Below are 26,897 nucleotides of genomic sequence, written 5' to 3'. Positions count from 1 at the left end.
AAAACGGACGAATAATTATGTATATTTATAAAGATTATTTCGAAATTTATGGACGTATAATGCAATTTAATAAAAATAAATCTGAGCCAATCCATAGATGGTATCCTTTTGTAGAAGGATACTCCAAAGAATTTATCCAGTCTATAATTAATGAATTATCGGATACACCGAAAGTTTGTTTGGAACCTTTCTCTGGAAGCGGAACTACCGCTTTAGAATTACAGAATTTAAACATAATATGTTACTCTTTTGAGGTTAATCCGCTTATGTACCTAATTGCTAAAGTCAAATTGCGTACTGATTATACAACAAAAGAATTTTGTCATTGGGTCGAAAAAGTAAAAAAATGGAGAAACACAATCGATACTCCAGAACTTCAATCTAATTTTAGAACCTTATATGAAAACAACACGATTAAAAAATGGAATTATGATAAATTAGTAGGGATTGCTATTGAAAAACTTAAGAATGCTATTCTTAAAATATCAGATAAAAGATATCGCGACTTATTGACAGTTGCCCTTGCTTCTATACTGCTAGATGTAAGCAATCTTTATAGAAATGGAAAATGTTTGTCTTATAAAAAAGATTGGAAAACACTTAAGTTGTCTGAAAATGATGTTTTTCAAAGGTTTGATACTAAAGTTACTGAATGCTTTGGTGAAGATATTGCAAACTTAGAAAGTACGGATCATGTCCTAGGCGTTAACGTACAGAATTTATATAATATTGATGCCCGCGAGGGAATAGAAACTATTGTTGAAGATGATAGTATCGATCTAGTTATCACTTCCCCTCCATATTTGAATTCACGAGATTATACGGATACTTACATGCTTGAGTTAAAAACATTAGGCTTTTTCAAAGAGGATAAAGATATCCGCATATTAAGGGAAAGAACAATCCGTTCGCATGTTCAAATTAAATGGATAGATAAAACAAGGTTGAATAATAAATTATTATCTTCTACAATTAAACAATTGGAAAGGAATTCTAAAGATATAAAGGCTTGGAATGAGTCGATTATAGATATGGTCAATTTATATTTTGTGGATATAAACAAAATATTTAAAGTACTGTTTAAAAAGCTAAAATCAGGCGGCAGAATTTATTTTAATGTCTCAAATTCCGCTTATTTTGGTATTTTAATTAATACGCTTGAAATTTGTGCTTCGTTGGCAGAAGCAATTGGATTTACTGTTTTAGAGATTAGAAAAGCAAGAAAGCTAAAAACTAGCCCACAGCAAAAAGCGAAGATCGATTATCTGTTGGAAGGCGTAATCGTTCTTGAAAAACAGGTGCATTATGGAAAATAATATTGCAACAAAATATCCATTACCGATACTAAAATCGTTATCCATTAATAATTATGATTTGTATAGATGTCCTTTGCATATTGATTTTTCATCCAAGTTAAATATTGTGTTTGGAACCAATGGCCTAGGAAAAACTACATTTTTAAATATTTTACAATATTCAGTAATCGGCCCTTATAGGGATGGGATACAGGTTCGAAATTACAAAGAAGAACAAAAAATCAGTAGACCAATATACGATAATGATTATTTTCGTGTGCGAATGGAAGAGATTAGAGAAGATGCTTATGTTGATGTTGAATTTATTTTAGGTAACGATAATTATAAAGTTAAACATAGTCTATATGATAACAGTTTAATTAGCTTTGAACTAAATGACCAACTGATTAGCGGCAAGATCATTAATTATTCAAGCTATGAGAAAAAATATTTTGTACAAAAGGCTGACCAAACAAAAGCGTACTTGATTTATAAATATCATGATTGTTTGAAAAAATCATCTGGGTTTCCAGACATTAATGCATTAATTATAATGATGACTAATGTGATGTTCTTTACAGAAGAGCGTAAATTCATATTTTGGGATGAATATCTCACCAAAAATATAATTAGTAAATATTTTATGGATCCCCAACAATATTTACTATACGAAAAAGCACAGCAGTTGGTTAAAAAATGTGATAGTAATCTAAGGTTAAAGACATATGAAATGTCTTTTATTAAAAAATATTTAGGTGGGGTTCCTACCGCTACTTCTGTTCCCAGAGAGTCAAAATACAGTCTGGAAGATTTAAACGAAGCAAAAAGACGTGTGGAAAATTATGAAAAAGAAATTAGTTTTTATGAAAAAGAGTTGGCAAGAATTGAAGCAGAAAAAATAGAAAATCGTATTCAATACGAGAATATCAATCGTCAAATATCTGAAGTAGAAAAAATTTGGTACAAGAGTATTTTCCCTGATCAGTATCAAAGTTCATTTAATAGGTATGTACCAATAATCTTAGATAATAAGTGTCCATTTTGCGGAAATCAGCATGATTTTCATATAAAAGTAGATCGGTGTTTTTTCTGCAATAGCGAATTAGCGGTAAAAAAAGATATCAATTTAAACGAACTTGAAATTAAAAGAAAAAATTTGGAAATAGGTCGTCAAAAAATTGAAGCCACTTTTAGAACTCTTAACTCAGAGTATCTTAAGAAAAAACAAGCTTATACTGATGTAAAGAAGCTAAATAATGAGGCCCAATCAAAGTTTATAGAAATTAAGGATGAGTTTAGCGCAAGAGATAATGCAGAGTATGATAAATGGAAAAAATTAGAGTTAGAAAAAGAAGAACTGACTGTAGAACTAGAAAATGCTATTGAGAATGAACGAAAAATGGCATGCGAGATGGATATTCACATTTCTGTTATCTTTAACGAATACGCGAGGGTTTTTACAAAATACGCTTCATCTTTTTTTGGCGAAAACAATGTCGTTAAGTTGGAATTAGTGGGAAATAAAGAGGAGAGACTTTTTAAGTTTGTGCTGAATGGAAAAAGTAGGAAATCATTTTTTGATTTATCTGAATCTCAAAGGATTTTTGTTGATCTTTCTTTTAGATTATCATTATTAGAATTTTTTCACAATAATTCTTACTTTATTTGTGAGACGCCTGATAGTACTCTTGATATACTTTTTGAAGACAATGCAGTTAAGACCTTTGATAACTATATCCGCACACAGAATATGTTATTTTTATCAGCTAATGCTAGAAATAGTAATTTAATTAATAAATTGCTTAATATTTATTCCGTCAGTCATCAAAATTATAATATAGTTAATTTAATAGAATTGTCTTCCTTAGCTGTAGCCAATAAAGAAGCTTTTGATTCTCTGGAAATATATAAATTTTTCAAATAGGGAGTTAATATGGAGAAAGAAAAATATTTATTAACGTTATTTATATATGCACTAAAAAGGAAAGAGACTATTTCAATAAATACTCTTTTCAGATGCGTCTACATTTATATGGTTGCAATTGACTATTTATATGGTACAAATGATTTCAAACAAGAAATTGTTATTGATTCAACTATTGGAGTTGGCGAATATTCTGAATTGTATGCTGCGCTGAAAGAGTTAAATAGTGAAGGTTATATTTCCAGCACGGATGTAATTCTTACGGTTAATCCAATACTAACACAATTTATAGAGGAATTAGCTGATTCAAGTACTAAGGCACGAAAAGATCTAAATAGTATAATGTATTTTGTAGACATTCTTTCTTCATATAGCGAAGATGTTATTTTGTCTATTTTCTTTAATGAACCTAATTTTAAAGAGGCTATGAACAGAAATCAGGAAACGGTTTCTTTAAAGAATAATAAACTTAGAACCTTGCTTGAAGAATTTGAAAAACTTTCTAATGATAATTATGAGAAGAATCTTGATAAATATGATGTGTTCACAAGCTGGTTGGATTATATTTTCGAAAAATATTTATATGGAAAAAAGCAAAATGTATGACGATTTTTTGACTAAAGCGCAAGATCAATCAACCAATTCTTTTGTAAGTGAATCTAAAATATTAGAGAGATTGTATACATTAGGCAAAGCAGTTGTTATTACAACAACTAATTTGGATTATATTGCCCAAAATTATGCAAGTATACGTTCGGTAATAGAAAAGCTTTTAAACTCGAAAATTTGGCATCTCGATATTATTGAAGAGGGTATCAATACTCAAAAGGAACTGTGTAGCCGTAATATTGCAGATTGTGATTTCCATAATCTTGTCGATAGTAACTTCAAAAGTTACAAAGGATATTGTTTCGTTATGGATTCAGGAATTCATTATCTTTTAGAAAACGGCCGAATCAGCCAAGCAGTAGAAGCTTGTTTACAGCGCACTCAAAATATGATAGAGCAATTAAAATTACTCTATCAACTGAATAGAATTGAAGAAGTATTCGATCATTTTTGTGTTTCCTGTAAACACGGATTAAATTATAATAAGTGTTTCGATTCAAATGGAATTATATATGCTCATATAAAAGAACAGGAACTCAGAAATATGTTATTGGATTATTTGAGAATTAACATGAAGGGGTCTGTTCAGACGGAGTTTTGTACAGATTTTGAAAATGATGAAGAATCTGTCGATATCTATTTAAATGATGGAATCGAGGAGGCCATTATCGAGGTTAAATTTTCTTTTCAAAAAGAGTACTACAACGGGAAAACAAATTACGCTTTTGAGCAAAGAGTTAAAGCGGGATTTGAGCAGTTAGATAAGTACGCAAAACATTTGGACAAAGATGGGCGACAAATGCACTATGGATATCTATATATCTTTTATAAAAGAAATGATTTAAATTCAGAAAATATTGCCAAAATAATTGAAAACGAACTATCCAATGATTTATCTGCACATTTTCGCTCCCTTTATACTAATACAATTACTAATGATTTGGGAGAATGGAAATGCTGTTGATGATTTATAACAAAGAACCCGCCTAACATTTGCTAAGCAGGTTTCTATCATATCAGGATTATTTTTGTAATTAGGCTTTGTGACGTCTTTTCCTGTAAACCACAGTTGCGACACAGGCACTTCCTGCAACGATGGCAAGAATTGTAAGAAACATAATATCTATACTACTATCACCAGTCTTGGGTGGTTTTGTTGTATCGTTAGAATTGTACTGACTATTTGTATTGTTTATATATTCTGTTTCAGCTTTGCTACCTCCGCTACCGCTATCATTATTTGTACCTGGTGAAATTTCCGCACCTGTCTGTATGTTTTTTGTTTCTGCATACCCGCAAATCGAACAAGTCCGTGTTTCTGTCGTTTCAGATGTTTTTGCCCATTCTCCAAAGCTATGCCCGGCTGGAGGAACCCCGGTGATATCCGTTTTATCTCCGCACGTTACACAATGGTGGGATTGATTTCCGGGAGTAGTGCAGGTTGCGGGAGTATCAATCGTCCATTCATCTGAATACTGATGCCCCATAGTCATTACTGTTCTTGTTTCTTCTGCCAAACATACAGAGCATACCCGTTTTTCTTCTCCGTCTGCCGTACAAGTTACAGGCGTTACTATCTGCCATTCTCCCCATGTGTGCTCGGCAAGTGGAACTTCTTGTTGCTTTACTATAACTTCTCCACATACAGAACAGTGGCTTCCTTCAGTAAGACCTGTTTTTGTGCAGGTCGGAGAAACAGTAGCGTCTGTAACAATGGTATGTTCTTTACACTTTACAATTAGGGTTATTACGGAACTTGGTCTCATTCCGCTTCCAAATTCATCAGTAATCACTTCTCCATATTGTTCTGACAATCCACCGCAGAAATTACATGATATTTTATATGTCCCTACTTTAGTAGGGGTAAAGGTATAATCAAACAAAAAATTGCTGCCAGCGGAATAAGGCGAATCGGGAACTGTTGTTAAAGTGCTTTTCTGAGAATTGCGATTTTGAGAATCCAATTCTGACAGGTGGCAACGATCTCCGCTATTGTATGAACCGATTAGTAAGATAGCTTTCATTCTTGATTCAATTTCTGTTTGATATGAGCTTGAGATATTCACATTCTCTCCTAATGTAATTTCTGTTTTATCAATATGAATGGTTTCGCTTTTAGCGAATCCGATGATTGGGAAAACACTTACGAGCAGAATTGCTATAAGCACTACTGCCCACACCTTTTTACTACTTTTCCTTTTCATCATGCGATCTCCTTTTCTGGTTTCCATTTGGATAAACAGTATAATTTAACAAATAGATTATAGCATAACTTTCACTATAAGTGAAACTATTTTTCTTTGTTTTGCATATACAATCTTTATAGAGGTTTCATTATGAGTGAAAAATATGCCACAATCTATAAAACAATCGGGCAGAATATACGACGGTACAGAAAGGAAAAAGGGTTTACGCAGGAAACATTAGCAGAAAAAGCTTCTATCAGTATGAGTTATCTTACTAAAATAGAAGCACCAAACTGCGATAAATCTTTTTCTTTAGAAGTCCTTTTGGATATTTCCAGTGCCCTCGATATTGATGTGCGTAATTTGTTGGAAAACATATACTCTCAACCCACTATATAGAACCTCTACAGCCTCATAGACGGTTTCTCAAAACTTTTTCGCCCACCTGCCCGGCAAACGGCTTTTTAACGTATATGAGCCTCCTATATAATCGCTGTTTCAAAAGTCTCTACTTGAAATCTTGCTTTTTGTTCCATCAATCGAATCTCGCCAAGTATTTTTCGTAATCGCTTAATATCTTTACCATCAAAAATATAGTTCTCGTCTACATTTTCAAGCAAACTGACAATCGTACTTTTTGCACTTTTAAGCTGTTCTATGATTTTGTTCTCGTCCATTTCTATAACCTCTTTTCAATATGATTTTGGGAAACTCCCACAACTTAGCTTTCCCTCACAAAACCCTCTTTCCTCTTAATAGCAAGATTTAAGCATTTAACCCCCCTATTTAGTGGAAAGTTAAGTTAGTTTAATTTTCAGCAAAATACGGGGGTTAGGTTTGTTGCTTTGAAAAATTGCAAAAAGAAACCGCCTACGGGACTCCATGAGCCTCATAGACGGTTTTGAAATGTTTTTGCGGAAAGGGCTTCGCCCAAAACGGTTTTTCTGCTATACAGCCTGTAACACGTTCAGTTACTTTTCAGTCATCATGCTGTGGATTTTGCTTAACTTATTTAAAATATCATCCAGTCTCGAAATTATGTCCGCTTTACTGATTGAACCACCATTTTCGATCTCGTTTTTCAACCCTTGAAGCTGCCCGACTGCTTGTGATACTTCAAACCCAACCTGATACTCCGCATTCTCTTTTACTGCAATCATGTTTACTCCCTCCGATATAGTTTAGCATAGCAACCTACAATTCAGGCAGATGTATCATCTGTTGTATTATGTGGGGCAAAAGGGGCAAATGTTACACACTCTATTACACCGTTCTGCTTTTTCAATATTAAAGTGGTATATACTTGCCCCAGTTGCCCCTATTCTCATAATGCTAAAATGTCGTCCAGCTTTTCAGCGGCTACCTTGTCGCGCGATTTCAAGGCATGGGTATAGATGTTTAGCGTTGTAGCAGTATTGGAATGTCCTAATCGTTTTGAAACGGTGGCAATGTCTACATCTTCCGCAATCATCAACGTAGCGTTACTGTGTCGTAGGGAATGTAATGTTACGATTGGCAATCCGCTAATCCTGATGAACCGTTTGAACCAACAGGATATGCTGTCAGGACTTAATGGCTCTCCGTTTTTCGTTGTGAACAGTCTGTCTGTTTGAAGCCACTCCGCACCTGCCTTCAGACGGCGCTTATTCTGCCACAGTCGGTATTCTGTCAAAAGCCGATGGACTGTATTTCCAAAGGTCAGCGTCCGAATACTGGATTTCGTTTTCGGTTCTTTCGTGATGATACCATTTGCAATCTGTGATGTCCGAACGATCCTCATAGTATTTGCTTCAAAATCTATGTCTTTCCATTCCAATCCCATCAGCTCACCACGCCTCATGGTTGATTTGTTGGGTAGTCCTCCAACAAATTTTTAATTTTTTCCATACCGGACTGCGTTACCTCTTTTCCATGCAGAGAATTTTCGACAGGAGTTAGCCTGAATAATTTAGAGACTGGGTTGTTCTCGACAGATAACATGAAAAACGACGGAATGATATCCTTAATCATTCCGCCATTTTTTATACTTATTTATCGTTGTCTCCTCTTATTTTAGTGCAATAGTCAATCAGGGCTTTTCTTGCATTTACCCCCTTATTTGGATGAAAATTTATATTTTTGGTTTCCCGCCAAATGGGGTGGCTGCTTCACGCTGCTATCCGCCGCACGACTCTCCATGCAAGCGGGACCTTGGCATGTTGATTGAGGATCATGTTTTGCGACAGCGTTTTTTGTAGAGTATCATTGCTGTGCATACGCCTCCTGCTGCTATTGCAAGAACTGCGAGAAATGCACTGTTCATCGCATCGTCTCCGGTCTTGGGTGTTGTATCGACCGGGCTATTGCCGTTATCATCTGTGGAACCCGCGGGAGCCGTAGGGGGTGCCGTTGGTTCTGGGGACGGCTCCGTGGGAGATACCGCAGGCCGATTTGTCAATATTATATTGATTTTTCTGTTTGCCTCATCTAGTGTGATCTCCTGCGAAAGCGCAAATCTTTCGCCGTCCTGCTCCGTTACCTTGAAATGTTCTCCTAAAGCCGTGGCCTCGACATCGGCGATTGTTTCACTCCAATCATTTTCCGAATTCAGCTTGAGGCCGCTGATATAAAAGCTCCCCGAGGAAATTGCTATGGAAACTTCCTTCCGTTCGCTCTCGGGAACGCCGTCCCATCTTTTTTCTATGTTGATAGACCAGATGTCTTGAGTGGGCAGCGCCTGTATCAGAGAAAGCGTCTTGGGCTTATAATTTACCGCATCCTGAGAAACGCCAGCCTCTATCTCCAATTCCGATGCATTCGGATCCGTGACCGCGCGGAAGCTTGCAGTATATTGATTATTTTCTTTTACTGTATCGGAAATCTGGACGGCATTTTTAGGTATGAATACGACTTCCTCTGCGGCGGGCAGACCCTCCATATTATCAAAGTGATTGTTGATCGTGAGGGAAGCGGTAAATTCTGCTCCATGTTCTATTTGTTCCCGATCAAGAGTCAGAGCAAGCTCCGGCTCGACTTTCCATATCTCAACATAAGTGGTAACGCCCGAAGCGTTCGTTACCGCCTCCGTATTGTAATTCAGTTTTGCTTTGCGCCCGAACATCGAGAACCCCGCCCAAGAAAGCGAGGTGTAGGTTCCTGCATTGTAAGAGGGAAGGGTTCCGTCCGCATCGCCGCCCACATCGTTTGTCGGATATCCCTCGGGTCTGGGTAGTTGCCCCGGTGAAGCGTTTTCCGTATATTCAATAAACGTTTCACTCTTATAATAGTCTTCTCTCTTATACACATTCGACAGATCCGTCCAGTCTCCGTTTGCGTAATATTCTCCCGAAACTCCCATAAAAAAACCGACATTAAATACTTCTATATAATTCGTGCCGTTGTAATATCTGCTTTCGGCAAAAGCAAACGTCCTGCCTCCCGGAATATTTCCCCAATAACTGTCTGCCTTTCCTTCCTCTGCGAAGGTAACAGCTGGAAATACTGTTGTAATTAATATACATATAATAATAAAAACAACAATCGCAAAGCATCTGTTTTTCATCATGCAATCTCCTTGTGATTTCGACTACTATTAGTATTATTTACTGAAAATTAATATTTATAGTATATTTTAATATTGAATAAGTGTCAATAGTCTGTTGTTGAACAATAAGAAAGCCGATAGTATGTTTTTGAGGTGATACTTTGAGTAATATAGCAATAGCTGTCGGCAAACGCATTAAACAATATCGTAAAGAATGTGGATTCAGTCAAGAAAAACTGGCTGACCTTTGTAAACTGCACCCTACCTATATCGGACAGGTGGAGCGGGGACAGAAAAACGCTTCTATAGAAAGCATACAAAAAATTGCGGATGGTCTTAACATTCCCATTAGCAGACTATTTGAACATATTTCTACAGATTCAACAACTACAATTCCGGCGCAGGTTTTTGAGCTTTTATTAGATTTGGACAAATCCGAACAGGAATCAGTACATAAAATCATAAAAGAAATCCTGCTTTTCAAACACTCTACAAAGTAATCACCTTTTTTGCAGTCCATAGCAACGCTACAGCCTCATAGACAGTTTTTCAAGACTTTTTCGCCCACCTGTTCGGCAAACGACTTTTTAACATATATGAGCTTCATAATATTATCGCTGTTTCAAAAGTTTCCATTTGAAATTTTGCCTTCTGTTCCATCAATCGTAGATTTCCAATCATTTTCGTAATCGTTTGATGTCATTACCATCGAAAATATAGTTGTTCTGCTATAACCGGTATTCCATTAAAAGTTTGTGGACTGTATTTCCAAAGGTCAGCGTCCGAATACTGGATTTTGTTTTTGGTTCTTTTGTGATGATTCCATTTGCAATCTGTGATGTGCGGACAATCCTCATAGTATTTGCTTCAAAATCTATGTCTTTCCATTCCAATCCCATCAGCTCACCACGCCTCATACCTGTATGGATTAACAATATGGTTATCGTCTTATATATAACGGGAACTCTTTCAAGCAGACAGACCAACTCTCTAGTCTAGTCTGTTCCTCGTTCAGATAGGCACGTTCTTTATTTGTCAATTCGTCCCAATGCGTCAGGACGCAGGCCACAGTACACTTTGATCTCGTAGCCGTTTCCTCTTTTTCTGGCACTTGCCATTGCTTTTCCCCACAATTTTTGTATATTGGGAGACTGCCGGAGCGGCCCCCACAACTATACGCTTGGCTCACGAATATATAAGCCTTCTTTCCCTATGGAAAATTGTCTCATTATTTCTATTCATCTCTTATAGGGTTAGGTACTACATGTTTGCGTTTTTTTGAATCCTGTTGAAAGCTTTCAGGAAAAAGTCTATAATAAGCTTATTACATATTGGAATGAACCGGTATTATTTTTATGAGGAAAAAACGCGGCTTTACCCTAATTGAACTGATTATCGTGATTGCGATCCTTGCAATTCTCGCGGCAATCCTGATTCCAAATGCAATCGGATATATCAGTACGTCGCAAAAGACAGTATGCGACAATAATATCCACCAAATCATACGCGCCTATAAAACGCAGCGTGCGCTTGACGAGACCCTCACGATCAAAGATGTGATCGGCAACAAAGACGGCAAATATTTCACCGCGGCGCCGGCCTGCCCCGCCGGAGGCTCTTATATTGGATATTCGATCGCCGACAATGCAATTATTATGTGTACTTACCATAAGGATCCCAACAGCTCGCTCGACGTCGCGAGCGAGGCCTATTTGAATATGTACCAGTTCACAGGCATGACGAATGCCGAGATCGCCGCAGCTACCGGGAATGCTGTCAAATACCTGAACAACGACACCTTGCGTTCCTACCTGATAGGCAGCGTTTACGACGGGAAATGGCCCGCGTTCCCTTCTTCCATGCTGGAACAAAATGGAATCAGCGGCAATTATTACATTCAGCCGTATATCGACGCAAACGGCGCCGGCGGCAGGAACCCATCCAAAAACGTGACGGTTTACGCCAATACCAACGACGGCTCGAGCACCTCCGATCTTTGGCGCGCCAACCTGATTTTCAATCCGGAAAACGGAAAGTGGTATCATGGAAACAACGGCAGCGTGATCCGCGTTATGAACAAGTCTTGGGAAGATATCAAGCAGGAGATGGATGAAAACGGCTGGCAGCCGTTATCATAAGTCTTATACAGAAGAGACAGGCGCTTCCCGCAGCGGGAAGCGCCTGTCTTAAAATTTCGTCCGGTTCAGTCTGCAAAGTACGTGGCATACATATCTGCGATCGCCAAGGCAGGCGCAAGCGGATATTTTTCAAAGGCCTTCGATTGTGTAATGCCGCCAATATAACTGCGGGCGGCGTCATCGTAGCCGCTCATATGCCAGCGGATCGCAATCGCCTCTTCCTCGGTGAGGTCAATATGCTTCATCAGCAGGTAGACAGATTTTTCTCCGTGGCCGATGGGAAGCTCGTCCTCGATCATATAGACCTCTTTTTCCGTCCACTCGCGTTTCCCCGGCGTTTTGACGTTCTTGATCCCTTTTACATACATATTTGTCTTGCATACATCGTGCAAAAGGCTGGCGATAACCAGGGAATCCTCACGGTCACATTTAATATTTTTATTGAAATTCGCAAGTAGCTTATATACGTTCATGCTGTGGTTCAAAAGCCCGCCTTCGTACGCGCCGTGTTTGGATGTGCTGGCAGGCGCGGAATAAAAATCCGTCTCCTCCAGCCATGCGAGCAGGTCCGCTATCCCCTCCCGCCGGGTGGATAACAAGAGCTCCCTGAATTCATTTTTCAATTCGTTGATCTGTTCCTGCGCCCCCATAGCGACCGCCTTCCCGTTTTTTCTTTAATTATATGACATCCCCTATACAAAACGCAATAAAAATCCCCCGGCTATGCCGGGGGTATCTCATATGCGGGCAAAGCCCTCGCATGCCAGCCGTGCCTAAACAGGCGCATGTCGGGCCTGACATTTGCATATTTGTTACTTGAAAACACTTTTTTCTATACTTTGGTGCAAATACGATATGATATTTGCAGTTCTATTTTGTATGTGCTAAGCTTTTTGTATCATTCATTTTGAAACCCTCTGTTTGTTTCCTTGCAGTTGTCAGGCCGCAAGTTTATTTTAACAAACGGAGGGTTTCTCTTACCATAGCTATAAGCTTTACGGAACCCCACGCATAGCGCGGGGTTTTCTCTTAAAAAAAGGCAGCCGCCCGGGCCGCCTTCTATTATCTTTGTGCCCAGTTTAGTATACTCCTTCCATTGAGACTCTTTTTTGAATTATCTATTTTTAATGCAGCTCAAACCGACTCTTTACATTAGGGCAAAAATCACAATTCGCCCAGAGCCTTGCTCGGCTTCTTGTCCGAACAAAGCACGGCGCCGTCTTCGCGCACCCATCCGATCCGGAAGTTGGTGCCGCCAATATCGATCCCAATTGCGCTTCTCATCCTTCTATTTGTGCTCCAGCACATCTTTCACAGCCGCAATGACGCCCGCCGCGTTCAGACGGAAGCGTTCCCGCAGGTAATCCATCGGGCCGACCTCGCTGAATTCGTCGCGCACGGCCAGCTTGCGCATTACGGCAGGCTCCTCTTCCGCAAGCACGGACGCCACCGCGTCCCCAAGGCCGCCGTTTATATTATGGTTTTCCGCCGTTACGACCGCTCCTGTTTTTTGAGCGTACTCCACAATCAGCTCCCGGTCGATCGGTTTGATGGTGAACATATCGATCACCGCCGCGGAAATCCCTTCCTTCTCCAGCTTTTCCGCCGCAACGAGCGCCTCGCTTACCATGATCCCGCAGGCAATGACCGTCACGTCGCCGCCATCCTTCAATACAACGCCCTTCCCCGGCTCGAATTCGCTGGAATCACCATACACCTTCACGGCCGGCGCGCGGTCAGCGCGGAAATAGATGATCCTGTTTTCGTCCCTGGTGGCGCGCATCAGGTTTTTGAACATCGCGCTGTCCGTGACTTCAAACAGGCAGATGTCCGGGATCGTCCGCATCATGGCGATATCTTCAAACGCAGTATGCGTTCCGCCGTTAAATTTCGCGCAGATTCCCGGATCGCTCCCATAAAGGCGGATCGGATTTCTTCCGTAAGCCGAAGAAATGAAAATCTGGTCAAAGACCCGCCGTGTAATGAACGGCGCAAACGTATGCGCATATACCTTTTTCCCCACGCGCGCCATGCCCGCCGCCATCCCGATCATATTCCCCTCCTGGATGCCCACGTTAAGCACCCGCCCCGGGAACCGTTCCTGTATCCGGTCGATCTTGATCGCCTTCATCAGGTCCGCGTCAAGAGACACCACATCCCCGTCGCTCTCCATCAATTCCGCAACGGTATCCGTATAGGCCGAGCTCAGCGGCGCGGCTTCCGTCTCGTTATGAAATGCAAATTCAATTTTCATACCGCTTCTCCTATTCATATTGTTTCATTTGCTCCTCGAGCTCCGCCATGCAGCGCCGCGCAAGGTCTTCCGGCATATCCATATGGTGGCTCAGGCAGCCGAGCGCCGCGATTTCGCTGCATCCATATCCCTTTACGGTGTCGAGCAATATCGCGCTCGGGCGGCCCGCTTCCTTCTTTGCAAGCTCCACCGCCGCAAAAATCGACGCCGGATCGTTCCCGTTCACCTGCTGCGTATGCCAGCCGAAGGAACGGAACTTCATGAACAGGCTTTCGAGCGGCATGACCTCCTCTACCGCGCCGTCCAGCTGAATCTTATTGTAATCCACAAAGCAGATAAGGTTATCGAGCCCGAATTTCGGCGCGGCAAGCGCAGCCTCCCAAATTTGCCCTTCCTGGCATTCCCCGTCCCCCAGGATTGCATAGACCGTATTTGACAGGCTGTCGAGCTTAAGCCCGTACGCCATACCCGCCGCAAGGGATAGGCCCTGGCCGAGCGACCCTGTCGTGCAGTCGATCCCCGGCGTCTTATTCCCATCGCAGTGGCTCGGGAGGCGCGTCCCGCCCCGGTTGAGCGTATCCAGCCATTCCATCGGAAAAAAGCCCTTAAGGGCCAGCGCTGCGTAAAGCGCCGGGCCCGCATGCCCCTTGGAGACCACCAGCCTGTCCCGCTCCTTTTTCTGCGGATCCTTAGGGTCCACATCCATGATTCCCCCGTAAAGGGAAGCGATCACATCCGCCACAGAAAGGCAGCCGCCCGCGTGCCCAAAGCCCAGCTTTGACAGTTGGCGGATTATCTGCATGCGGATTTCTACCGCAAATTTTTCCGTTTCCCTTATTACCTCATTTTCCATAATTACTCTCCTATCGCCTTCTGCTTCATTTCCCTGTCGAATGGCAGACTTATAGCCGGATAGGTACAAAGAAAAAGTACAGATATCCATAAGGAGATATCTCCGGCCGTTTACTTCATTTCCTGAGGATAAGCAATTCGCCTACACTTTTGCGTTTGGGCATCGCTGGCTCTTCGTCCGCATATCCGAGCGCAACCATTGCAGAGACCTTCTGTCCTTCGGGCACTCCTACAGCCTTGATTACTTTATCCTCATCAAATATTCCCATAATTACCGTGCCCAGCCCCGCATCATACGCAGCGAGGCAAAACGTCTGGGTTGCAATTCCCGCATCGAAGCTCTCCCAATGGGTTTTTTTGCTCGTGGAAGGTGAGCCGTCTCTCTCGAAGCCCGAGCGTGGTGAAATTGTAGTAATAATTACCAGCATCGGAGCATTCAATATAGTCTTTCTATTATATTCAAAGCCAAGCACATAATTCTCCGCAATCTCCTTTTTCAGTTTTTGGTCTGAAACGGTGATATAACGTGTCGTCTGGGAATTCTTCCAGCTGGGAGCATAAGACGCTACTTTAATAATATTCTCAAGTATATTTTCGCTGATGGGTTTCGATTTGAATTTGCGAATGCTGCGTCGCTCTATAACGCATTTTACATATTCCATAGATTATTCTCCTCTCAATATGTTCATCATGCCCTCCTCGGTGGGTGATCGAAATTGGCCGGGCGTTTCTCCGTAAATGCCGTCATCCCCTCATGACCATCTCCATCCGCCGCGAAACATTTTGCCCAGCACTCATTTTCAACTAACAATCCCTGTCTGAACTCAAGCCGAAGGCCTTCATTTATCGCTTTCTTTGCAAGCTTTATAGCGTTCATGCTTTTAGACATTATTTTTAGCGCAAGATCGCGCGCGGTACGCATCAAGCCCTCGGGCGGAACCACTACGTCAACAAGCCCAACCCTTAAAGCTTCTTCTGCGCTCCATTTGTCTGCAGTAAATATCATCTGTTTGGCCGCACCACTGCCGCACAGGCGCGACAGCCGCTGTGTGCCTGTAAAGCCCGGAATTAAGCCGAGACCCACTTCGGGCTGACCGAATTTTGAGCGCGAGCTTGCGATGCGGATGTCGCAAGCCATCGCCAGTTCGTTTCCACCGCCAAGCGCGAAGCCGTTGATCGCTGCGATAACAATCTGTGGAAGCTCCTTTATTTTTGTAAAAACACTTTGCGCCAAGCGAGATATTTCCCGCCCTTCCTCTTCTGTCATTTCCTGCATTTCTGAAATATCTGCGCCCGCAACAAACGCCCTGCCTCCCGCACCGCGGATAATAAGCACCTTCACTAATTTGTCTTCCTTCAATTTATCGGCAACTGACCCGATCTCTCGCAACGTTTTCTGATTGAGTGCATTTAACTGCCGCGGACGGTTTATTGTCAGATAGGCAATTTCTTTTTGTACATTATATAAAATATTTTCGAGGCCTATATGCTGCTCTGCAGCGGGAGCCGTATAACTCATTCCTTCGTTTTTCGCTTTTTTCACAGCTTCCTTCAGCCTGGGGATTATAGCGCGGAGATCTCCCACAATCCCAAGATCAGAAACGCCGAATATTGGAGCGGTCTCGCTTTTGTTAATTGCGATCACGGTATTGGAATTTTCCATTCCGGCGACATGCTGTATTGCTCCCGAAATCCCACATGCCAGATAAAGCTCCGGGCGGACAGTCTTTCCCGTCTGTCCAACCTGCCGCTCTTTATCCATCCAGCCGGCATCCACCGCCGCCCTAGAGGAAGATATTTCCCCATCCAGAAGTTCCGCAAGCTCCCTGAGCTCGCCAAAATATTCCTTATTTCCAATTCCGCGTCCGCCGCTTACCAGGCATTTTGCCGCGGTTATGTCGGCCGCGGTTTTCGTCTTTTTTACAATTTCTAAAATTTCGATGTTGATATCCCTGTCATCAAATTTGACCTGAAACCGTTCCACCTTTCCCGTTCGGGAAAGGTCCTTTTCCATAGGCTGCATCACGCCTGGGCGCACTGTCGCCATCTGGGGGCGATGATCTTTGCAGCGTATTATCGCCATAAGGTTTCCCCCGAACGCCGGGCGCGTCATCATCAACAGCTTTGTGTCGGGATCAATACAAAGCGCTGTGCAATCGGCTGTCAACCCCGTTTTGATACGGGCAGATATACGGGGTGCGAGATCACGTCCGATCGACGTTGCGCCGATTAGAAATATCTCAGGATTTCTGTCTCTGATCACCGCCGTAAGGGCTTTCGCATACGGTTCCGTCATATATTCCTTGAGTATAGGTGCCTCGACTACAATAACCTCGTCGGCGCCAAACTTAATCAATTCGTCGCCATATTGCTTTACTTTATCTCCCAACAGGACCGCAACGACCTTTTGACCCAAGTCCTGCGCGAGGGAGGCAGCTTCTCCTATCAATTCATAACTTACATTTTGTAATTTACCGTCGCGTTGTTCCGCAAACACAAATATGTCTTTACTCATCTTTCGCCCCCTATATCAAGTGTTCTTCGTGCAGCCGCGCCATGATTGCGTCCACGGCCTCATCGGGTGTAAGCCCTTTTAATATGGCTCCCTGCGCCTTTGGTTCTTTTGTATAAGTTCTCACCACCTGTGTCGGAGAGCCCTTGAGCCCTACCGCCGCCGCATCGAGAATGTCCGAAAGATCATCATAATCCATCCTCCTGATTTCCCTGGTTTCTGCACTGGACACGCCTTTTACCGTCATATATCGCGGTCTCGCCAAATCTTGTATCGCAGTAAGCAGGCAGGGCAGTTTAACGCGTATCTTATGATATCGGTCCTCATATTGGCGCATTACGATTATGGAATCTTTTTCAGGCGTGATCTCTTCAACATAGCTTACTTGAGGTATGCCAAGATGTTCGGCTATCTGCGGTCCTACTTGCGCAGTATCACCGTCGATAGCCTGTCTTCCTGTTAGAATGAGGTCATACCCTATTTTTTTAAGCGTTGCCGAAAGGATTGTAGAGGTTGCAAGCGTGTCCGATCCTCCAAATTTTCTTCCGCTTACCAGCACCGCTTCGTCGCACCCCATGCTGAGCGCTTCCCGCAGGGCCATTTCAGCCTGCGGTGGTCCCATGCAAACTACTGTTACCGTGCTTCCGGCAATCTTTTCCCGGAGTTCGAGCGCCGCTTCGACCGCGCTTTTGTCGTCAGGATTTATAATTACGGGAATACCGGTCCTAATCAGCGTATTGGTCTGCGGATCTATCTCAACTTCATTGGTATCTGGCACTTGTTTGATGCAAACTATTATTTTCATATAATTCCGTCCTCCTTATCTTGGCTTCATGGTGCCGTAGATAACCATTTTCATGACTTCACTGGTGCCTTCATATATCTCTGTAATCTTAGCGTCGCGCATCATGCGTTCCACCGGATATTCACGCGAATATCCATACCCGCCGAAAAGCTGCACGCATTCCCGCGTCACTATGTTCGCCACATCAGAAGCGAACAGCTTGCACATCGCCGCAGCGGATGCGTAATCCTCTTTTTTGTCCTTCATTGACGCGGCACGCCATACCATCAGCCTTGCGGCATCAATTTTCGTCTGCATCTCTGCAAGCTGAAAACGGGTATTCTGAAAAGCGCTTACCGGCCGTCCAAATTGTTTCCGTTCCTTCACATACTTCATCGCTTCATTGAGCGCGCCCTGCGCAATTCCAACTGCTTGTGCGCCGATGCCTATTCTTCCGCCATCAAGGGCATGCATTGCTATTTCATAGCCCATTCCCTCCTGCTTTAACCGATTCGCCGCAGGAACTCTCATATTCTCAAAGGTCACGACGCAATTTGAAGCGGCTCGTATGCCCATTCGCGGAATATTTGCGCTTACAAAAAGCCCAGGCGTATTCCGGTTTACGATAAATGCAGAGATTCCGTCCGTTCCCTCAGCTTTGTCCGTAACCGCAAATACGATGAACGTATCCGCAAAGCCCGAGTTTGTCGTGAAAACCTTGGATCCGTTTATAACATATTCATCGCCCTCCAGCACGGCGCTTGTCTGCTGCCCGCCCGCATCGCTGCCCGCATTGGGTTCTGTCAGGGAAAAGCAGCCGATTTTTCGGCCGTCTATCAATGGGCGCAGAAATTTTTCCTTTTGTTCCTCAGTCCCGTAATCATTGATACAGGAACAGCATAAGGAAGTGTGCACCGAAATCGTTACTCCGGTTGACGCGTCCGCTTTGCTGACCTCCTCCATACATAAAACGTATGCCATCGTATCCGCTCCTCCGCCGCCGTACTTTTCCGAAAACGGTATCCCGAACAACCCGATGCCCTGCATCTTTTCGAGCAGCTCCTGTGAATATTCTTCCGTCTCATCCATTTCCCGCGCGATCGGCGCTATTTCTTCTTCCGCAAAGCGCTTAAACAGCTCGCGCATGAGCTGCTGTGACTTACTGAGTGTAAAATCCATATGCTTTTCCTCACTAAAAATTTTTGTTTTCATCTTTCGCTCCGGCGTCCAATTTATTCCTTTGCCCATGCCGTTGGCAAAGGCTTGTTCTTTGCAAATTTGCCGGATCACAGGACTCTGCGCTTTCCAAAGCACGGCTCACGAGTCTATTCTCAACCCCATGTTTCGATTGTGTGCAGGACAAGACTGCCAATGTACACGTTCCTACCCCTTCCGTCCATCTCATGTAAGATTAATAGGAATTTTTCCAGTCTGCGGCGGCACGCTCACTTGAGGACGTCTTTTAAAACGATTGTCTTTTCCTGAGACATTTCTTCCAGCGTATAAGAGATGCCTTCTCTTCCGATTCCACTCATTTTATATCCACCGAATGGCTGATCCGCAGTCCTGTAAAGAGTAGACCCATTGATTACGACACCGCCGGCTTCGATCTGTTTCGCCAGTTTCAATCCCCGGGAGATATCTTTTGTCATGACTGCACTCATCAGCCCGTACTTAGACTGGTTGACAATTTCTGCCGCTTCCGCCTCCGTATCGAATGCTATAACCGGAAAAACCGGTCCAAACACTTCCATATCCTTTGCTATGCTCATATTCTTGGTAACATTGGTCAGGATCGTGGGTTCATAATACGCACCCTTGCGTACGCCGCCCAATACGCATTGCGCTCCCTGCTCTACCATAGTGTTGACCTGCTGTTCTACTTCTTTTGCCGCGCTTTCGCTGACCAACGGTCCCATATCGATCTGCGGATTCAGCGGATCCCCCATTTTCACCTTTTTTAAACGCGCAACTAATTTATCTATAAATAGCTGCTCCACGCTTTTGTGAACGACCATCCTCTTTGTCCCACAGCATATTTGCCCCGAGATTGAAATCCGGCCGTAAGCCGCAGCTTCCACAGCGGCATCAATATCAGCGTCCTCCAGCACCACCATGGCATCGTTCCCGCCAAGCTCAAGGAACACCCGCTTTAGCGTTTCCGACGCTTTTCTCGCTATTTCAACGCCAACATCCGTGCTGCCAGTAAGGCTTATGACGTTCACGTCCATGCTCTCCGAAAACAGCTTTCCAATGGTTGATCCGCGTCCGGTTACTACTTGAGCGGCCTCCGGATAAACGCCCGCTTCGAGCAATAGTTCAATGGTTTTTATGGTGGTAAGCGGCGTATCGGAAGCGGGTTTGACTATGACGACATTGCCTGCCATCAGCGCAGGTGCAACTTTCTGCGCCATCAGCTCCAGGGGAAAATTGTAAGGTGTAATGCAGATAACTACCCCAAGGGGCTCGCGTCTGACAATCGCTATATCATTTTCCACTCCTGGCTGAGCCGATTCCGGAAGCACCTTTCCATATTCATGCTTCATCTTTTCCGCATATCCGATAAATATCCTTTGAACTGTATCAATTTCCGAAAGTGCAAACTCCAGTGTCTTTCCTGTTTCTTTTGTCAGCAGTTCGGCCAGCTCTTTCTTGTTTTTCCGCATGGATTCCGCAAAGCGCATAAAGATATCCGCGCGTTCATACACAGGCGTTTCCGCCCATTTTCTTTTTCCGTTACGGGCGTTTTTGATTGCCCCTAAGATATCTTTTTCCGTTGCACTGGGTACGCTGTCCAGTTGTTCACCATTGGCAGGGTTTTGTACCGGTAGGATTTTGCCGTCGCTTGCATCGACCTTCCGGCCGCCAATAATCATTTTCATTTCTTATTCTCCTTTTCAATCATTTGCTCTGCTTATCCGGACGTTACGCAGCTTTCTTCCGTTTTTACGGTTCTATAGGAACCAAAGCAGCAATCTCTCGCTTTTTCGGATTACCGCAATAAGCCTGATACCTTCCATATTTGTCGGTATGCACCCCTATCGCTCCCGCGGAAAGATATAATACATATCTTCCGTCAGGGATATATCTGCACAGTTTCCTATCTCGAGCTGAAAACCCAGCTTATCCATGGAGTCAATATATAAATGGATATCTTCCAGATAATGCCCTCCTCGAATTAGCGGCATTCCCTTCTCTTCATAATTCTTTACCGCTGCATCCAACTTTTCATTTGGGATATATTCCTTAATATGATGCAGGCCTTCGCCGTGCTTTTTCATCCAATTTTCGTAAACTTCTACCCCATAGCAGGGCTGAATCAGCTCGATCTGCGTTTCCCCTACCATAGTGGCGGCGCAAATAAATTTGAATTTTCTATCCGATGCCTGTCCGTTTTCTATGACATCCGTACAGGTCTCGTCGCTCATAACAAGTACCAGCCACGGGCCGATATCCAACAGATCGACCCATTTTTGCATAGTCTCTTCCGCATCGTATACAAGAAAGGCGATTTGATGTATTTTCCTCTGCTTATTCAGTTCTGTAAGTTCCGTATTAGTCAGCATGATCCCACCTCACTTTTCATATCAATAATTTTTTTACCCGCACCGTAAGTTTCTTCCCAGGAACAGATAAAATCATTCAAAATATCTATAGAGGGCTTCACGTTCATTTCCTGCGTCAAAAATCCGGGGTCTACGGTCAACGCATCCGACCCCGCTGCTATTGCTCTGCCAAATTGTTCAAACGTCCTGCAGGCAGCAGTAAGAATCTTGCCCTCGCATCCGCTGGCAGCTCTATAGACGGCCATTCTGCGCACTTCCGTTTCCGCATCTATCCCGGCTTTCAGCATCGGACCGTAAAACGGCGCTACATAGCTGGCGCCTGCTTTCAAGGCTAAGATGCCCTGTCCGGCCGAATATACTACTGTCGCCGTCGTCCTATAGCCGCGTGCGCTCAGTGTTTTGATAGCCTTAATCCCGATCTCATTTGCGGGTATTTTAACATATGTTTCTTCACCGCCCGCTTTCCGAATCAGGTCCGCCTCTTCCAGAATTTCCTCATAAATAGGCGACGTCACCTGTACGTAGAGTTTTTTGGATCCCGCCGTTTTCCGTAATGTTCTGACTACATCAAAAAAATCAAGATTCTTCAGCCGCGAGACCATTTTAGGATTCACCGTTATCCCGTCGATCGGATAAATATCCATATATTTTTTCAGCAGCTCAGAATTTTCGCAGTTCAACATTAATTCTTTCATAATACCCTCTCTTTTCCTCTGTATAGCAATCACAGAACATATATTATTATTTGTTTTTGGTTCACCGGCAACATGCGATGTTAAAATCTGGTCCGATCTCCTTTCTCAAAATGCAAGCAGTACGCGCAGTCATTTGCCATCCTGTTTCGCTGCGGCAAACTTATTCATTTCTTTTCGCACAAAACCAAGCGCCGCTTTTGCTTCGGAGTCCAAGTTCAAATCCGGAAGGATCTCGCGAAAAATGCCGATATCTTTACCGACCTGTCCCCCCGGCATTACGTAAGGCTCCATAACGATCCAGCCGTCATACCCGATTGTATGCAAGGCTTTAAATACGTTATCCCAATTAATGGCATTCCCCATGCCAGGCGGACGGCGGTTATTTTCCCCGACATGGAAATGTCCCAGCCAGGCGCCCGTTTCTAATATCGCCCGCGCCATGTCGTCTTCCTCAATGTTCATATGAAAGGTATCCAGCAAGACTTTACCGTTGAGGCTCCCGACCTCTTGGGCAAAACGAATCGCTTCCCTGTGGTCATTGATAAGGAAATTTTCAAATCGGTTTACCATTTCAAAACCATAGGTAATTCCGTAATCCTCCGCCAGCTTTACTATTTCTCTCACGCTTTGAACAGCGCGGTCCCAGTGCGCTTCTTTCGTATCTTCTATCTGCCCGTGCCACGCACCGTAGGTAATGCCACTGAATAGCTTCCCTCCCATATAGCCCACGTTTTCCAGCAGGGCTTTTACATACGCTATCCCATTTTTCCTTACCGAATTGTCAGATGACGATATATCATACTCTAAGGGCAGCGATACGGAATAAGACAATTCGATCCCTATCTCCTCGCTTGCTGCCCTCAGTTGGTCCATTTCCTGCCGGCCCATATCATAGAACGCAAACCCGGCAAGCTCAAGCGCGTCAAAACCAAGTGCAGCCGCGCGCTTCGCACTTTTGATAAAGTGGTCTGCACCGCCCGACCATTCTGTTTCCCAGAAACCATAATGTGCCCCGACTTTATTCATATCTACCGCTCCTTTTTTTCAGCCTGTTTTTGGATACAAAAGTCTTCGTTACTTTTCTAGAGCGCTCATTTCCAGTAGGGATTCCACTACGCCAATTTGATACCGGAAGCTTATCTTTTCCCCAGGCTCAATATATTTGGCTTTCTTGCTTTCCAGCAGCGTTTTCCGACCGAGGGAATAGGAATTGCACGGTTCCAGCGCGCATACGTATTCGCCCGCCCGCATCATTTTCCATTGCATAAATTTTTCAAAATCTTCTGTATGGTATTTGACATACGCTCCCAACTGTATCTTATGGTTAAAAAGGCACGCATACGCTTTCCTTCCGGGTTCTGTCTCATGCAGGAAAACGTTGTATTCCTTGTTTAACTCAGGCCTCTGCATGGTGCGATAATGCTCCAATTCTTTTCCAGAAACCTCATCCAATGGCTTAACCTTGGTTGACGCTGATAAGAACAATTCCGTATTTTCACATATGATCGGATATCCGAAATTAATATGCAAAAGCAGCATCAACACCTGTGGACGGCAACCTTCATTAGAAACAATATCTTCAATCTGGAAGCTTTTGCGTCCCAAACTGGTTGTAATCGTCCTGTGCAATTCCAGATCTTCTGCCATTGCACAGGACTCCCTGATCTTTCCTGTGATCACGACCATATACTCGTCGCCTTCCCAGTATCTGCTTATTCCTACGTCATAAGCGGGTATATTGCTGATTCTGCCATGGTATCCCACTCCCTCGGGTGCAGGGCCTACATTGGTAAGTCCGCAGGTAGTAAGCAGGCCTCCCATAAAACTCCTGTCGGACTGATGCCCGTCATATCCCAGGCATTCCGGTTTTACCACTCCGGAACGAGACAGAAAACTCAGCGCTTTTCCCTGGAAGTCTGCCCATGCGATGTCCAGCCCGCGGGAAGGCAATACGCAAAAATTCAATCCGCTTCCTGTTTTCACATCAATGGCCCTCACGCCTTCCGCTTTTCCTGAAGACAACACGCATTCCCGGGCATCGATCAATTGCGACAAATTTCCCACGTAGGACAGTATTTCTTCCTTCCGCATTTCCTTCCCATATAATTTCGCCATTGTTTCACCTGCTTTAATCCAATATTTTCTTGCTGCGGAGCGTGTCAAACACAACGACGATTACGATCATTGCACCCAGTACAACCTTCTGCATAAACGTGGATACGTTCATCAGATCCAGTCCATTATTCAGGATGCCAATTGTAAAGACACCGATGACGGTTCCGCTGATTTTTCCTACACCGCCAGTCAGGCTGGCCCCCCCAAGTGCCGCGGCCGCGACTGTGTTCAACTCAGATCCGCTTCCCATAAGGCCTGTTGCCGAATGTAGCCGTCCGACCATCAACAGCCCGGCAATACTCGCCATCAAGGAGCAGATAGTATGCGCGGCAATCCTTACTCCTCCGGCCCTAATTCCCGAATTCCGAGAAGCCTGTTCGTTGCCGCCGATCGCGTAAACATTCCGTCCCAGCGTAGTCTTGCTCAATACGATCCATATCACGGCTGCAAGTATCGCAAAAACAATAATGCTGGTGGGAATTTCCATAACGCTTTCCGAACCCAGGAACACCATCTCTTCCGGAAGATCCTTGATAATCAGGCCGCCCGTTGTAATCAGTGCCAGGCCTTCCGCAATCGTCATCATGCCCATTGTCATGATAAAAGGCGGAATACCGCTTTTTACAATGATGACGCCGCTTACAAACCCGCACAGCGTACCGGCCGCAAGCCCCATAATAATGGCTACGACCGTCGGAACTCCCCACTCTGTCGCCGCAACCGCCATGATGACACCGCTCAGGCTTTGTACGGTTCCAACGGATAAATCGATGCCGCCTGTAATGATGCAAATCGTTTGTCCCAAGGCCATCACGCCCAATATTGCCGTCTGTTTGAAAATATTTGTAAAATTGCTAAATTGAAAAAATTTTTCATTGGCGATCGCCAATACTACGATAATGACTACCAAAATAAGTACTGAGCTGAATCTTTGTAGGTAGCTGGATACCAAACGCTTCTTGTTTGCTCTTACTAAGTCTTCCATTATAATTCCTCACTTCCAACAGCTTTTTCCAGAAGGAATTCCTGCGTGCTTTCTTCCGCACTTACATATGCAGTAACCTTCCCTTTTTGCATAACCATAATGTTGTCCGAGATTCCTAACAGCTCGGGCATATCGGAGGACACCATCAATACTGCCCCGCCGTTTGCGGTAATCGAATTAATCAGCTTATATATTTCGACCTTTGCACCAACATCGACCCCCCTCGTCGGATCGTCCATCAGGTAAATCTTCGTCTCATTGCAGTTCCATTTTGCAACGGCTACCTTTTGCTGGTTTCCGCCGCTTAAGTTGCGTACCTTTTGCATTACGGATTCCGAGACGATGTTTAATAGCTTTTTATAGGCTTCAGCATCCTTTATTTCCTTTTTCTTTAGCCGAAAGCCGCATTTTTCATACTTTTTGAATGTACTGACTACAACGTTTTCATAAATTGGCATATGCAGCAGGAGTCCATCGGCCCTGTCTTTTGTAACCAATCCGATTCCGTTTTCGATAGCGTGGCGCGAATTTTTTACAACGAAGGGTTTCCCATATAGGTAGACCTCTCCGTTTTCAACCTTTCTCGAACCAAACAACGCTTCCAAGAGTTCGCTTCGTCCAGCCCCTACCAGCCCCGCTATCCCAAGCACTTCCCCTCTATGAAGCGCAAAGGAAACATCTGAAAAATTCCTTTTGTCCGAAAGGTTTTTTACTTCGTAAACCACTTCATTTTTCATTGCGGGTTCCTTTGGATATTGCTCGCTTAAATCTCTTCCCACCATAGCGGTTATGAGATCCTTTCTGCTCACCGAAGACAAATCATAGATTGTTTTTCCAATTGTCTGGCCATCTCGGATTACCGTTGCGCAATCTCCAATTTGCGCCACCTCTTCTAACCTGTGGGTAATATAGATGAATGAAACTCCCTGATTTCTCAAGGTTTTGATTGTGTGGAATAGCTTTTCCGTTTCGCTTTTAGTCAGAGACGAAGTTGGCTCATCCAGAATAATCAGCTTTGCATTCTGTGATGTAACCCGTGCTATTTCAACAAGCTGCCGTATCCCAAGATCAAACGATGACACCTTTTTTTCTATTTCGATTGGCAAGTCGAATTTTTTAAAAATCTCGCGCGTTTTCCTCTTTGCCGTTTTCCAATCCACAAGTCCTATTTTATTTTTCGGCAAATTTCCAAGCCATATATTCTCTATCACATTTAATTCCGGCACAAGCGAGAGCTCCTGATATACCATTCCAATTCCCAGTTCAATGGAATGCATAGGTTCTCTGATCGTTACTTTCTTTCCATCAATATAGATTTCCCCGCTGTCCAGGGAATATACCCCCGACAGTATTTTCATCAAAGTAGACTTCCCTGCACCATTTTCTCCCAGTAGGACATGAACTTCGCCGGGTTTGACGGCAAAACTAAGTCCGCGGAGAACCATAGTCCCAAAAAAAC

Annotated in this window: 26 protein-coding genes and 3 pseudogenes; 7 read left to right on the top strand and 22 right to left on the bottom strand. The window is 43.6% G+C overall.

What is annotated here, in order from left to right; genetic code table 11:
* Positions 1-17: 17 nt before the first annotated feature.
* Genes B1H56_RS13990 through B1H56_RS13975 form a run of 4 tightly spaced genes read left to right on the top strand, consistent with a single transcriptional unit; the run spans position 18 to position 4,792 of the window.
* Entirely contained in the window at positions 18-1,316 is a 1,299-nt protein-coding gene (locus tag B1H56_RS13990; RefSeq protein WP_066523078.1) for a hypothetical protein, read from the top strand.
* Positions 1,306-3,219 (top strand): AAA family ATPase, encoded by a 1,914-nt coding sequence (locus B1H56_RS13985; protein WP_066523079.1) that lies wholly within the window; start codon positions 1,306-1,308, stop codon positions 3,217-3,219. Before B1H56_RS13990 ends, B1H56_RS13985 begins: the two co-directional genes overlap by 11 nt.
* 9 nt (positions 3,220-3,228) lie before the next feature.
* The gene (locus B1H56_RS13980; protein ID WP_066523080.1) at positions 3,229-3,825 is read left to right on the top strand and encodes a hypothetical protein; all 597 of its coding nucleotides are present in this window, start codon (positions 3,229-3,231) and stop codon (positions 3,823-3,825) included.
* Positions 3,803-4,792 carry a hypothetical protein gene (locus tag B1H56_RS13975; protein ID WP_156515119.1) on the top strand — a complete coding sequence of 330 codons (990 nt, stop codon included), beginning with the start codon at positions 3,803-3,805 and terminating at the stop codon, positions 4,790-4,792. Before B1H56_RS13980 ends, B1H56_RS13975 begins: the two co-directional genes overlap by 23 nt.
* A gap of 70 nt (positions 4,793-4,862) precedes the next feature.
* Here B1H56_RS13975 and B1H56_RS14705 read toward each other — a convergent pair whose 3' ends face one another.
* A complete protein-coding gene (locus B1H56_RS14705; protein WP_156515120.1) occupies positions 4,863-6,059 on the bottom strand; it encodes a hypothetical protein in 1,197 nt (398 codons plus the stop codon).
* Between the two features lie 105 nt (positions 6,060-6,164).
* Here B1H56_RS14705 and B1H56_RS13970 point away from each other — a divergent pair, with 105 nt between their 5' ends.
* A complete protein-coding gene (locus B1H56_RS13970; RefSeq protein WP_066523082.1) occupies positions 6,165-6,413 on the top strand; it encodes a helix-turn-helix domain-containing protein in 249 nt (82 codons plus the stop codon).
* 83 nt (positions 6,414-6,496) lie between these two features.
* On the opposite strand, the gene B1H56_RS13965 is transcribed toward B1H56_RS13970, so the two are convergent.
* The 4 genes from B1H56_RS13965 to B1H56_RS13950 form a co-directional block, all read right to left on the bottom strand.
* Positions 6,497-6,691 carry a hypothetical protein gene (locus B1H56_RS13965; protein ID WP_066523084.1) on the bottom strand — a complete coding sequence of 65 codons (195 nt, stop codon included), beginning with the start codon at positions 6,689-6,691 and terminating at the stop codon, positions 6,497-6,499.
* A gap of 294 nt (positions 6,692-6,985) precedes the next feature.
* Complete coding sequence (locus tag B1H56_RS13960) at positions 6,986-7,174, bottom strand: hypothetical protein (RefSeq protein ID WP_066523086.1); 189 nt, start codon at positions 7,172-7,174, stop codon at positions 6,986-6,988.
* 164 nt (positions 7,175-7,338) lie between these two features.
* Entirely contained in the window at positions 7,339-7,854 is a 516-nt protein-coding gene (locus B1H56_RS13955) for a site-specific integrase (protein WP_066523087.1), read from the bottom strand.
* A 369-nt stretch (positions 7,855-8,223) separates the two neighbouring features.
* Positions 8,224-9,558 carry a hypothetical protein gene (locus B1H56_RS13950; protein WP_147554729.1) on the bottom strand — a complete coding sequence of 445 codons (1,335 nt, stop codon included), beginning with the start codon at positions 9,556-9,558 and terminating at the stop codon, positions 8,224-8,226.
* 140 nt (positions 9,559-9,698) lie between these two features.
* On the opposite strand from B1H56_RS13950, the gene B1H56_RS13945 reads away from it, so the two are divergent.
* Positions 9,699-10,037, top strand: coding sequence for a helix-turn-helix domain-containing protein (locus B1H56_RS13945; RefSeq protein ID WP_066523090.1), 339 nt, complete (start codon positions 9,699-9,701; stop codon positions 10,035-10,037).
* A gap of 228 nt (positions 10,038-10,265) precedes the next feature.
* Here the strand turns inward: B1H56_RS13945 and B1H56_RS15220 are convergent, their stop codons facing one another.
* Complete coding sequence (locus B1H56_RS15220) at positions 10,266-10,523, bottom strand: tyrosine-type recombinase/integrase (RefSeq protein ID WP_082904729.1); 258 nt, start codon at positions 10,521-10,523, stop codon at positions 10,266-10,268.
* 369 nt (positions 10,524-10,892) lie between these two features.
* On the opposite strand from B1H56_RS15220, the gene B1H56_RS15035 reads away from it, so the two are divergent.
* On the top strand, positions 10,893-11,675 hold the full coding sequence (locus B1H56_RS15035) for a prepilin-type N-terminal cleavage/methylation domain-containing protein (RefSeq protein ID WP_066523092.1): 783 nt from the start codon (positions 10,893-10,895) through the stop codon (positions 11,673-11,675).
* Between the two features lie 65 nt (positions 11,676-11,740).
* On the opposite strand, the gene B1H56_RS13930 is transcribed toward B1H56_RS15035, so the two are convergent.
* The 16 genes and pseudogenes from B1H56_RS13930 to B1H56_RS13860 all read right to left on the bottom strand — a co-directional run bounded on the left by B1H56_RS13930 (position 11,741) and on the right by B1H56_RS13860 (position 26,883).
* The gene (locus B1H56_RS13930; protein ID WP_066523094.1) at positions 11,741-12,325 is read right to left on the bottom strand and encodes an HD domain-containing protein; all 585 of its coding nucleotides are present in this window, start codon (positions 12,323-12,325) and stop codon (positions 11,741-11,743) included.
* Positions 12,326-12,494: 169 nt separating this feature from the next.
* Positions 12,495-12,581: pseudogene (locus tag B1H56_RS13925) on the bottom strand (IS200/IS605 family transposase); the annotation flags it as partial.
* Positions 12,582-12,963: 382 nt separating this feature from the next.
* Entirely contained in the window at positions 12,964-13,929 is a 966-nt protein-coding gene (locus tag B1H56_RS13920; protein ID WP_066522872.1) for a transketolase family protein, read from the bottom strand.
* Positions 13,930-13,939: 10 nt separating this feature from the next.
* Positions 13,940-14,782, bottom strand: coding sequence for a transketolase (locus B1H56_RS13915; RefSeq protein ID WP_066522870.1), 843 nt, complete (start codon positions 14,780-14,782; stop codon positions 13,940-13,942).
* Between the two features lie 115 nt (positions 14,783-14,897).
* A complete protein-coding gene (locus B1H56_RS13910; protein ID WP_066522869.1) occupies positions 14,898-15,443 on the bottom strand; it encodes a nitroreductase family protein in 546 nt (181 codons plus the stop codon).
* 26 nt (positions 15,444-15,469) lie between these two features.
* Positions 15,470-16,225, bottom strand: a pseudogene (locus B1H56_RS15215) (enoyl-CoA hydratase-related protein); the annotation flags it as partial.
* A gap of 84 nt (positions 16,226-16,309) precedes the next feature.
* Positions 16,310-17,296, bottom strand: a pseudogene (locus tag B1H56_RS15210) (electron transfer flavoprotein subunit alpha/FixB family protein); the annotation flags it as partial.
* Between the two features lie 10 nt (positions 17,297-17,306).
* Positions 17,307-18,098 (bottom strand): electron transfer flavoprotein subunit beta/FixA family protein, encoded by a 792-nt coding sequence (locus B1H56_RS13900; protein WP_066522866.1) that lies wholly within the window; start codon positions 18,096-18,098, stop codon positions 17,307-17,309.
* Positions 18,099-18,113: 15 nt separating this feature from the next.
* Positions 18,114-19,256: an acyl-CoA dehydrogenase gene (locus B1H56_RS13895; RefSeq protein WP_066522893.1), complete on the bottom strand. Its 1,143-nt coding sequence runs from the start codon at positions 19,254-19,256 to the stop codon at positions 18,114-18,116.
* 266 nt (positions 19,257-19,522) lie between these two features.
* Entirely contained in the window at positions 19,523-20,959 is a 1,437-nt protein-coding gene (locus tag B1H56_RS13890; RefSeq protein ID WP_066522865.1) for an aldehyde dehydrogenase family protein, read from the bottom strand.
* Between the two features lie 156 nt (positions 20,960-21,115).
* Positions 21,116-21,643, bottom strand: coding sequence for a VOC family protein (locus tag B1H56_RS13885; protein ID WP_066522864.1), 528 nt, complete (start codon positions 21,641-21,643; stop codon positions 21,116-21,118).
* Positions 21,637-22,338, bottom strand: a complete 702-nt coding sequence (locus B1H56_RS13880) for a transaldolase family protein (protein ID WP_066522863.1) — start codon at positions 22,336-22,338, stop codon at positions 21,637-21,639. The genes B1H56_RS13885 and B1H56_RS13880 overlap by 7 nt, the downstream gene beginning before the upstream one ends.
* Before the next feature lie 129 nt (positions 22,339-22,467).
* Positions 22,468-23,364: a D-psicose 3-epimerase gene (locus tag B1H56_RS13875; protein ID WP_066522861.1), complete on the bottom strand. Its 897-nt coding sequence runs from the start codon at positions 23,362-23,364 to the stop codon at positions 22,468-22,470.
* Between the two features lie 48 nt (positions 23,365-23,412).
* Positions 23,413-24,453: a DUF4432 family protein gene (locus tag B1H56_RS13870; protein ID WP_066522858.1), complete on the bottom strand. Its 1,041-nt coding sequence runs from the start codon at positions 24,451-24,453 to the stop codon at positions 23,413-23,415.
* A 13-nt stretch (positions 24,454-24,466) separates the two neighbouring features.
* Positions 24,467-25,438, bottom strand: coding sequence for an ABC transporter permease (locus B1H56_RS13865; protein ID WP_066522856.1), 972 nt, complete (start codon positions 25,436-25,438; stop codon positions 24,467-24,469).
* A complete protein-coding gene (locus B1H56_RS13860; protein ID WP_242862059.1) occupies positions 25,438-26,883 on the bottom strand; it encodes a sugar ABC transporter ATP-binding protein in 1,446 nt (481 codons plus the stop codon). The genes B1H56_RS13865 and B1H56_RS13860 overlap by 1 nt, the downstream gene beginning before the upstream one ends.
* Positions 26,884-26,897 lie beyond the last annotated feature (14 nt).

Source organism: Christensenella minuta, from assembly GCF_003628755.1.
In the GTDB taxonomy this organism is placed as follows: Bacteria; Bacillota; Clostridia; order Christensenellales; family Christensenellaceae; genus Christensenella; species Christensenella minuta.
This window is presented reverse-complemented; position numbering and strand designations above follow the sequence as displayed.

What these genes read in the sequence shown, in the direction of transcription:
- B1H56_RS13890 (WP_066522865.1), bottom strand. Translation starts at nt 20,959, where the DNA reads ATGAAAATGATTATTGGCGGCCGGAAGGTCGATGCAAGCGACGGCAAA.
- B1H56_RS13990 (WP_066523078.1), top strand. Translation starts at nt 18, where the DNA reads ATGTATATTTATAAAGATTATTTCGAAATTTATGGACGTATAATGCAA.
- B1H56_RS14705 (WP_156515120.1), bottom strand. Translation starts at nt 6,059, where the DNA reads ATGGAAACCAGAAAAGGAGATCGCATGATGAAAAGGAAAAGTAGTAAA.
- B1H56_RS13950 (WP_147554729.1), bottom strand. Translation starts at nt 9,558, where the DNA reads ATGATGAAAAACAGATGCTTTGCGATTGTTGTTTTTATTATTATATGT.
- B1H56_RS13910 (WP_066522869.1), bottom strand. Translation starts at nt 15,443, where the DNA reads ATGGAATATGTAAAATGCGTTATAGAGCGACGCAGCATTCGCAAATTC.
- B1H56_RS13880 (WP_066522863.1), bottom strand. Translation starts at nt 22,338, where the DNA reads ATGAAAGAATTAATGTTGAACTGCGAAAATTCTGAGCTGCTGAAAAAA.
- B1H56_RS13975 (WP_156515119.1), top strand. Translation starts at nt 3,803, where the DNA reads ATGGAAAAAAGCAAAATGTATGACGATTTTTTGACTAAAGCGCAAGAT.
- B1H56_RS15035 (WP_066523092.1), top strand. Translation starts at nt 10,893, where the DNA reads ATGAGGAAAAAACGCGGCTTTACCCTAATTGAACTGATTATCGTGATT.
- B1H56_RS13870 (WP_066522858.1), bottom strand. Translation starts at nt 24,453, where the DNA reads ATGGCGAAATTATATGGGAAGGAAATGCGGAAGGAAGAAATACTGTCC.
- B1H56_RS13895 (WP_066522893.1), bottom strand. Translation starts at nt 19,256, where the DNA reads ATGGATTTTACACTCAGTAAGTCACAGCAGCTCATGCGCGAGCTGTTT.
- B1H56_RS13920 (WP_066522872.1), bottom strand. Translation starts at nt 13,929, where the DNA reads ATGAAAATTGAATTTGCATTTCATAACGAGACGGAAGCCGCGCCGCTG.
- B1H56_RS13865 (WP_066522856.1), bottom strand. Translation starts at nt 25,438, where the DNA reads ATGGAAGACTTAGTAAGAGCAAACAAGAAGCGTTTGGTATCCAGCTAC.
- B1H56_RS13965 (WP_066523084.1), bottom strand. Translation starts at nt 6,691, where the DNA reads ATGGACGAGAACAAAATCATAGAACAGCTTAAAAGTGCAAAAAGTACG.
- B1H56_RS13955 (WP_066523087.1), bottom strand. Translation starts at nt 7,854, where the DNA reads ATGAGGCGTGGTGAGCTGATGGGATTGGAATGGAAAGACATAGATTTT.
- B1H56_RS13885 (WP_066522864.1), bottom strand. Translation starts at nt 21,643, where the DNA reads ATGCTGACTAATACGGAACTTACAGAACTGAATAAGCAGAGGAAAATA.
- B1H56_RS13930 (WP_066523094.1), bottom strand. Translation starts at nt 12,325, where the DNA reads ATGGGGGCGCAGGAACAGATCAACGAATTGAAAAATGAATTCAGGGAG.
- B1H56_RS13970 (WP_066523082.1), top strand. Translation starts at nt 6,165, where the DNA reads ATGAGTGAAAAATATGCCACAATCTATAAAACAATCGGGCAGAATATA.
- B1H56_RS13875 (WP_066522861.1), bottom strand. Translation starts at nt 23,364, where the DNA reads ATGAATAAAGTCGGGGCACATTATGGTTTCTGGGAAACAGAATGGTCG.
- B1H56_RS13860 (WP_242862059.1), bottom strand. Translation starts at nt 26,883, where the DNA reads ATGGTTCTCCGCGGACTTAGTTTTGCCGTCAAACCCGGCGAAGTTCAT.
- B1H56_RS13900 (WP_066522866.1), bottom strand. Translation starts at nt 18,098, where the DNA reads ATGAAAATAATAGTTTGCATCAAACAAGTGCCAGATACCAATGAAGTT.
- B1H56_RS13980 (WP_066523080.1), top strand. Translation starts at nt 3,229, where the DNA reads ATGGAGAAAGAAAAATATTTATTAACGTTATTTATATATGCACTAAAA.
- B1H56_RS13985 (WP_066523079.1), top strand. Translation starts at nt 1,306, where the DNA reads ATGGAAAATAATATTGCAACAAAATATCCATTACCGATACTAAAATCG.
- B1H56_RS13960 (WP_066523086.1), bottom strand. Translation starts at nt 7,174, where the DNA reads ATGATTGCAGTAAAAGAGAATGCGGAGTATCAGGTTGGGTTTGAAGTA.
- B1H56_RS13915 (WP_066522870.1), bottom strand. Translation starts at nt 14,782, where the DNA reads ATGGAAAATGAGGTAATAAGGGAAACGGAAAAATTTGCGGTAGAAATC.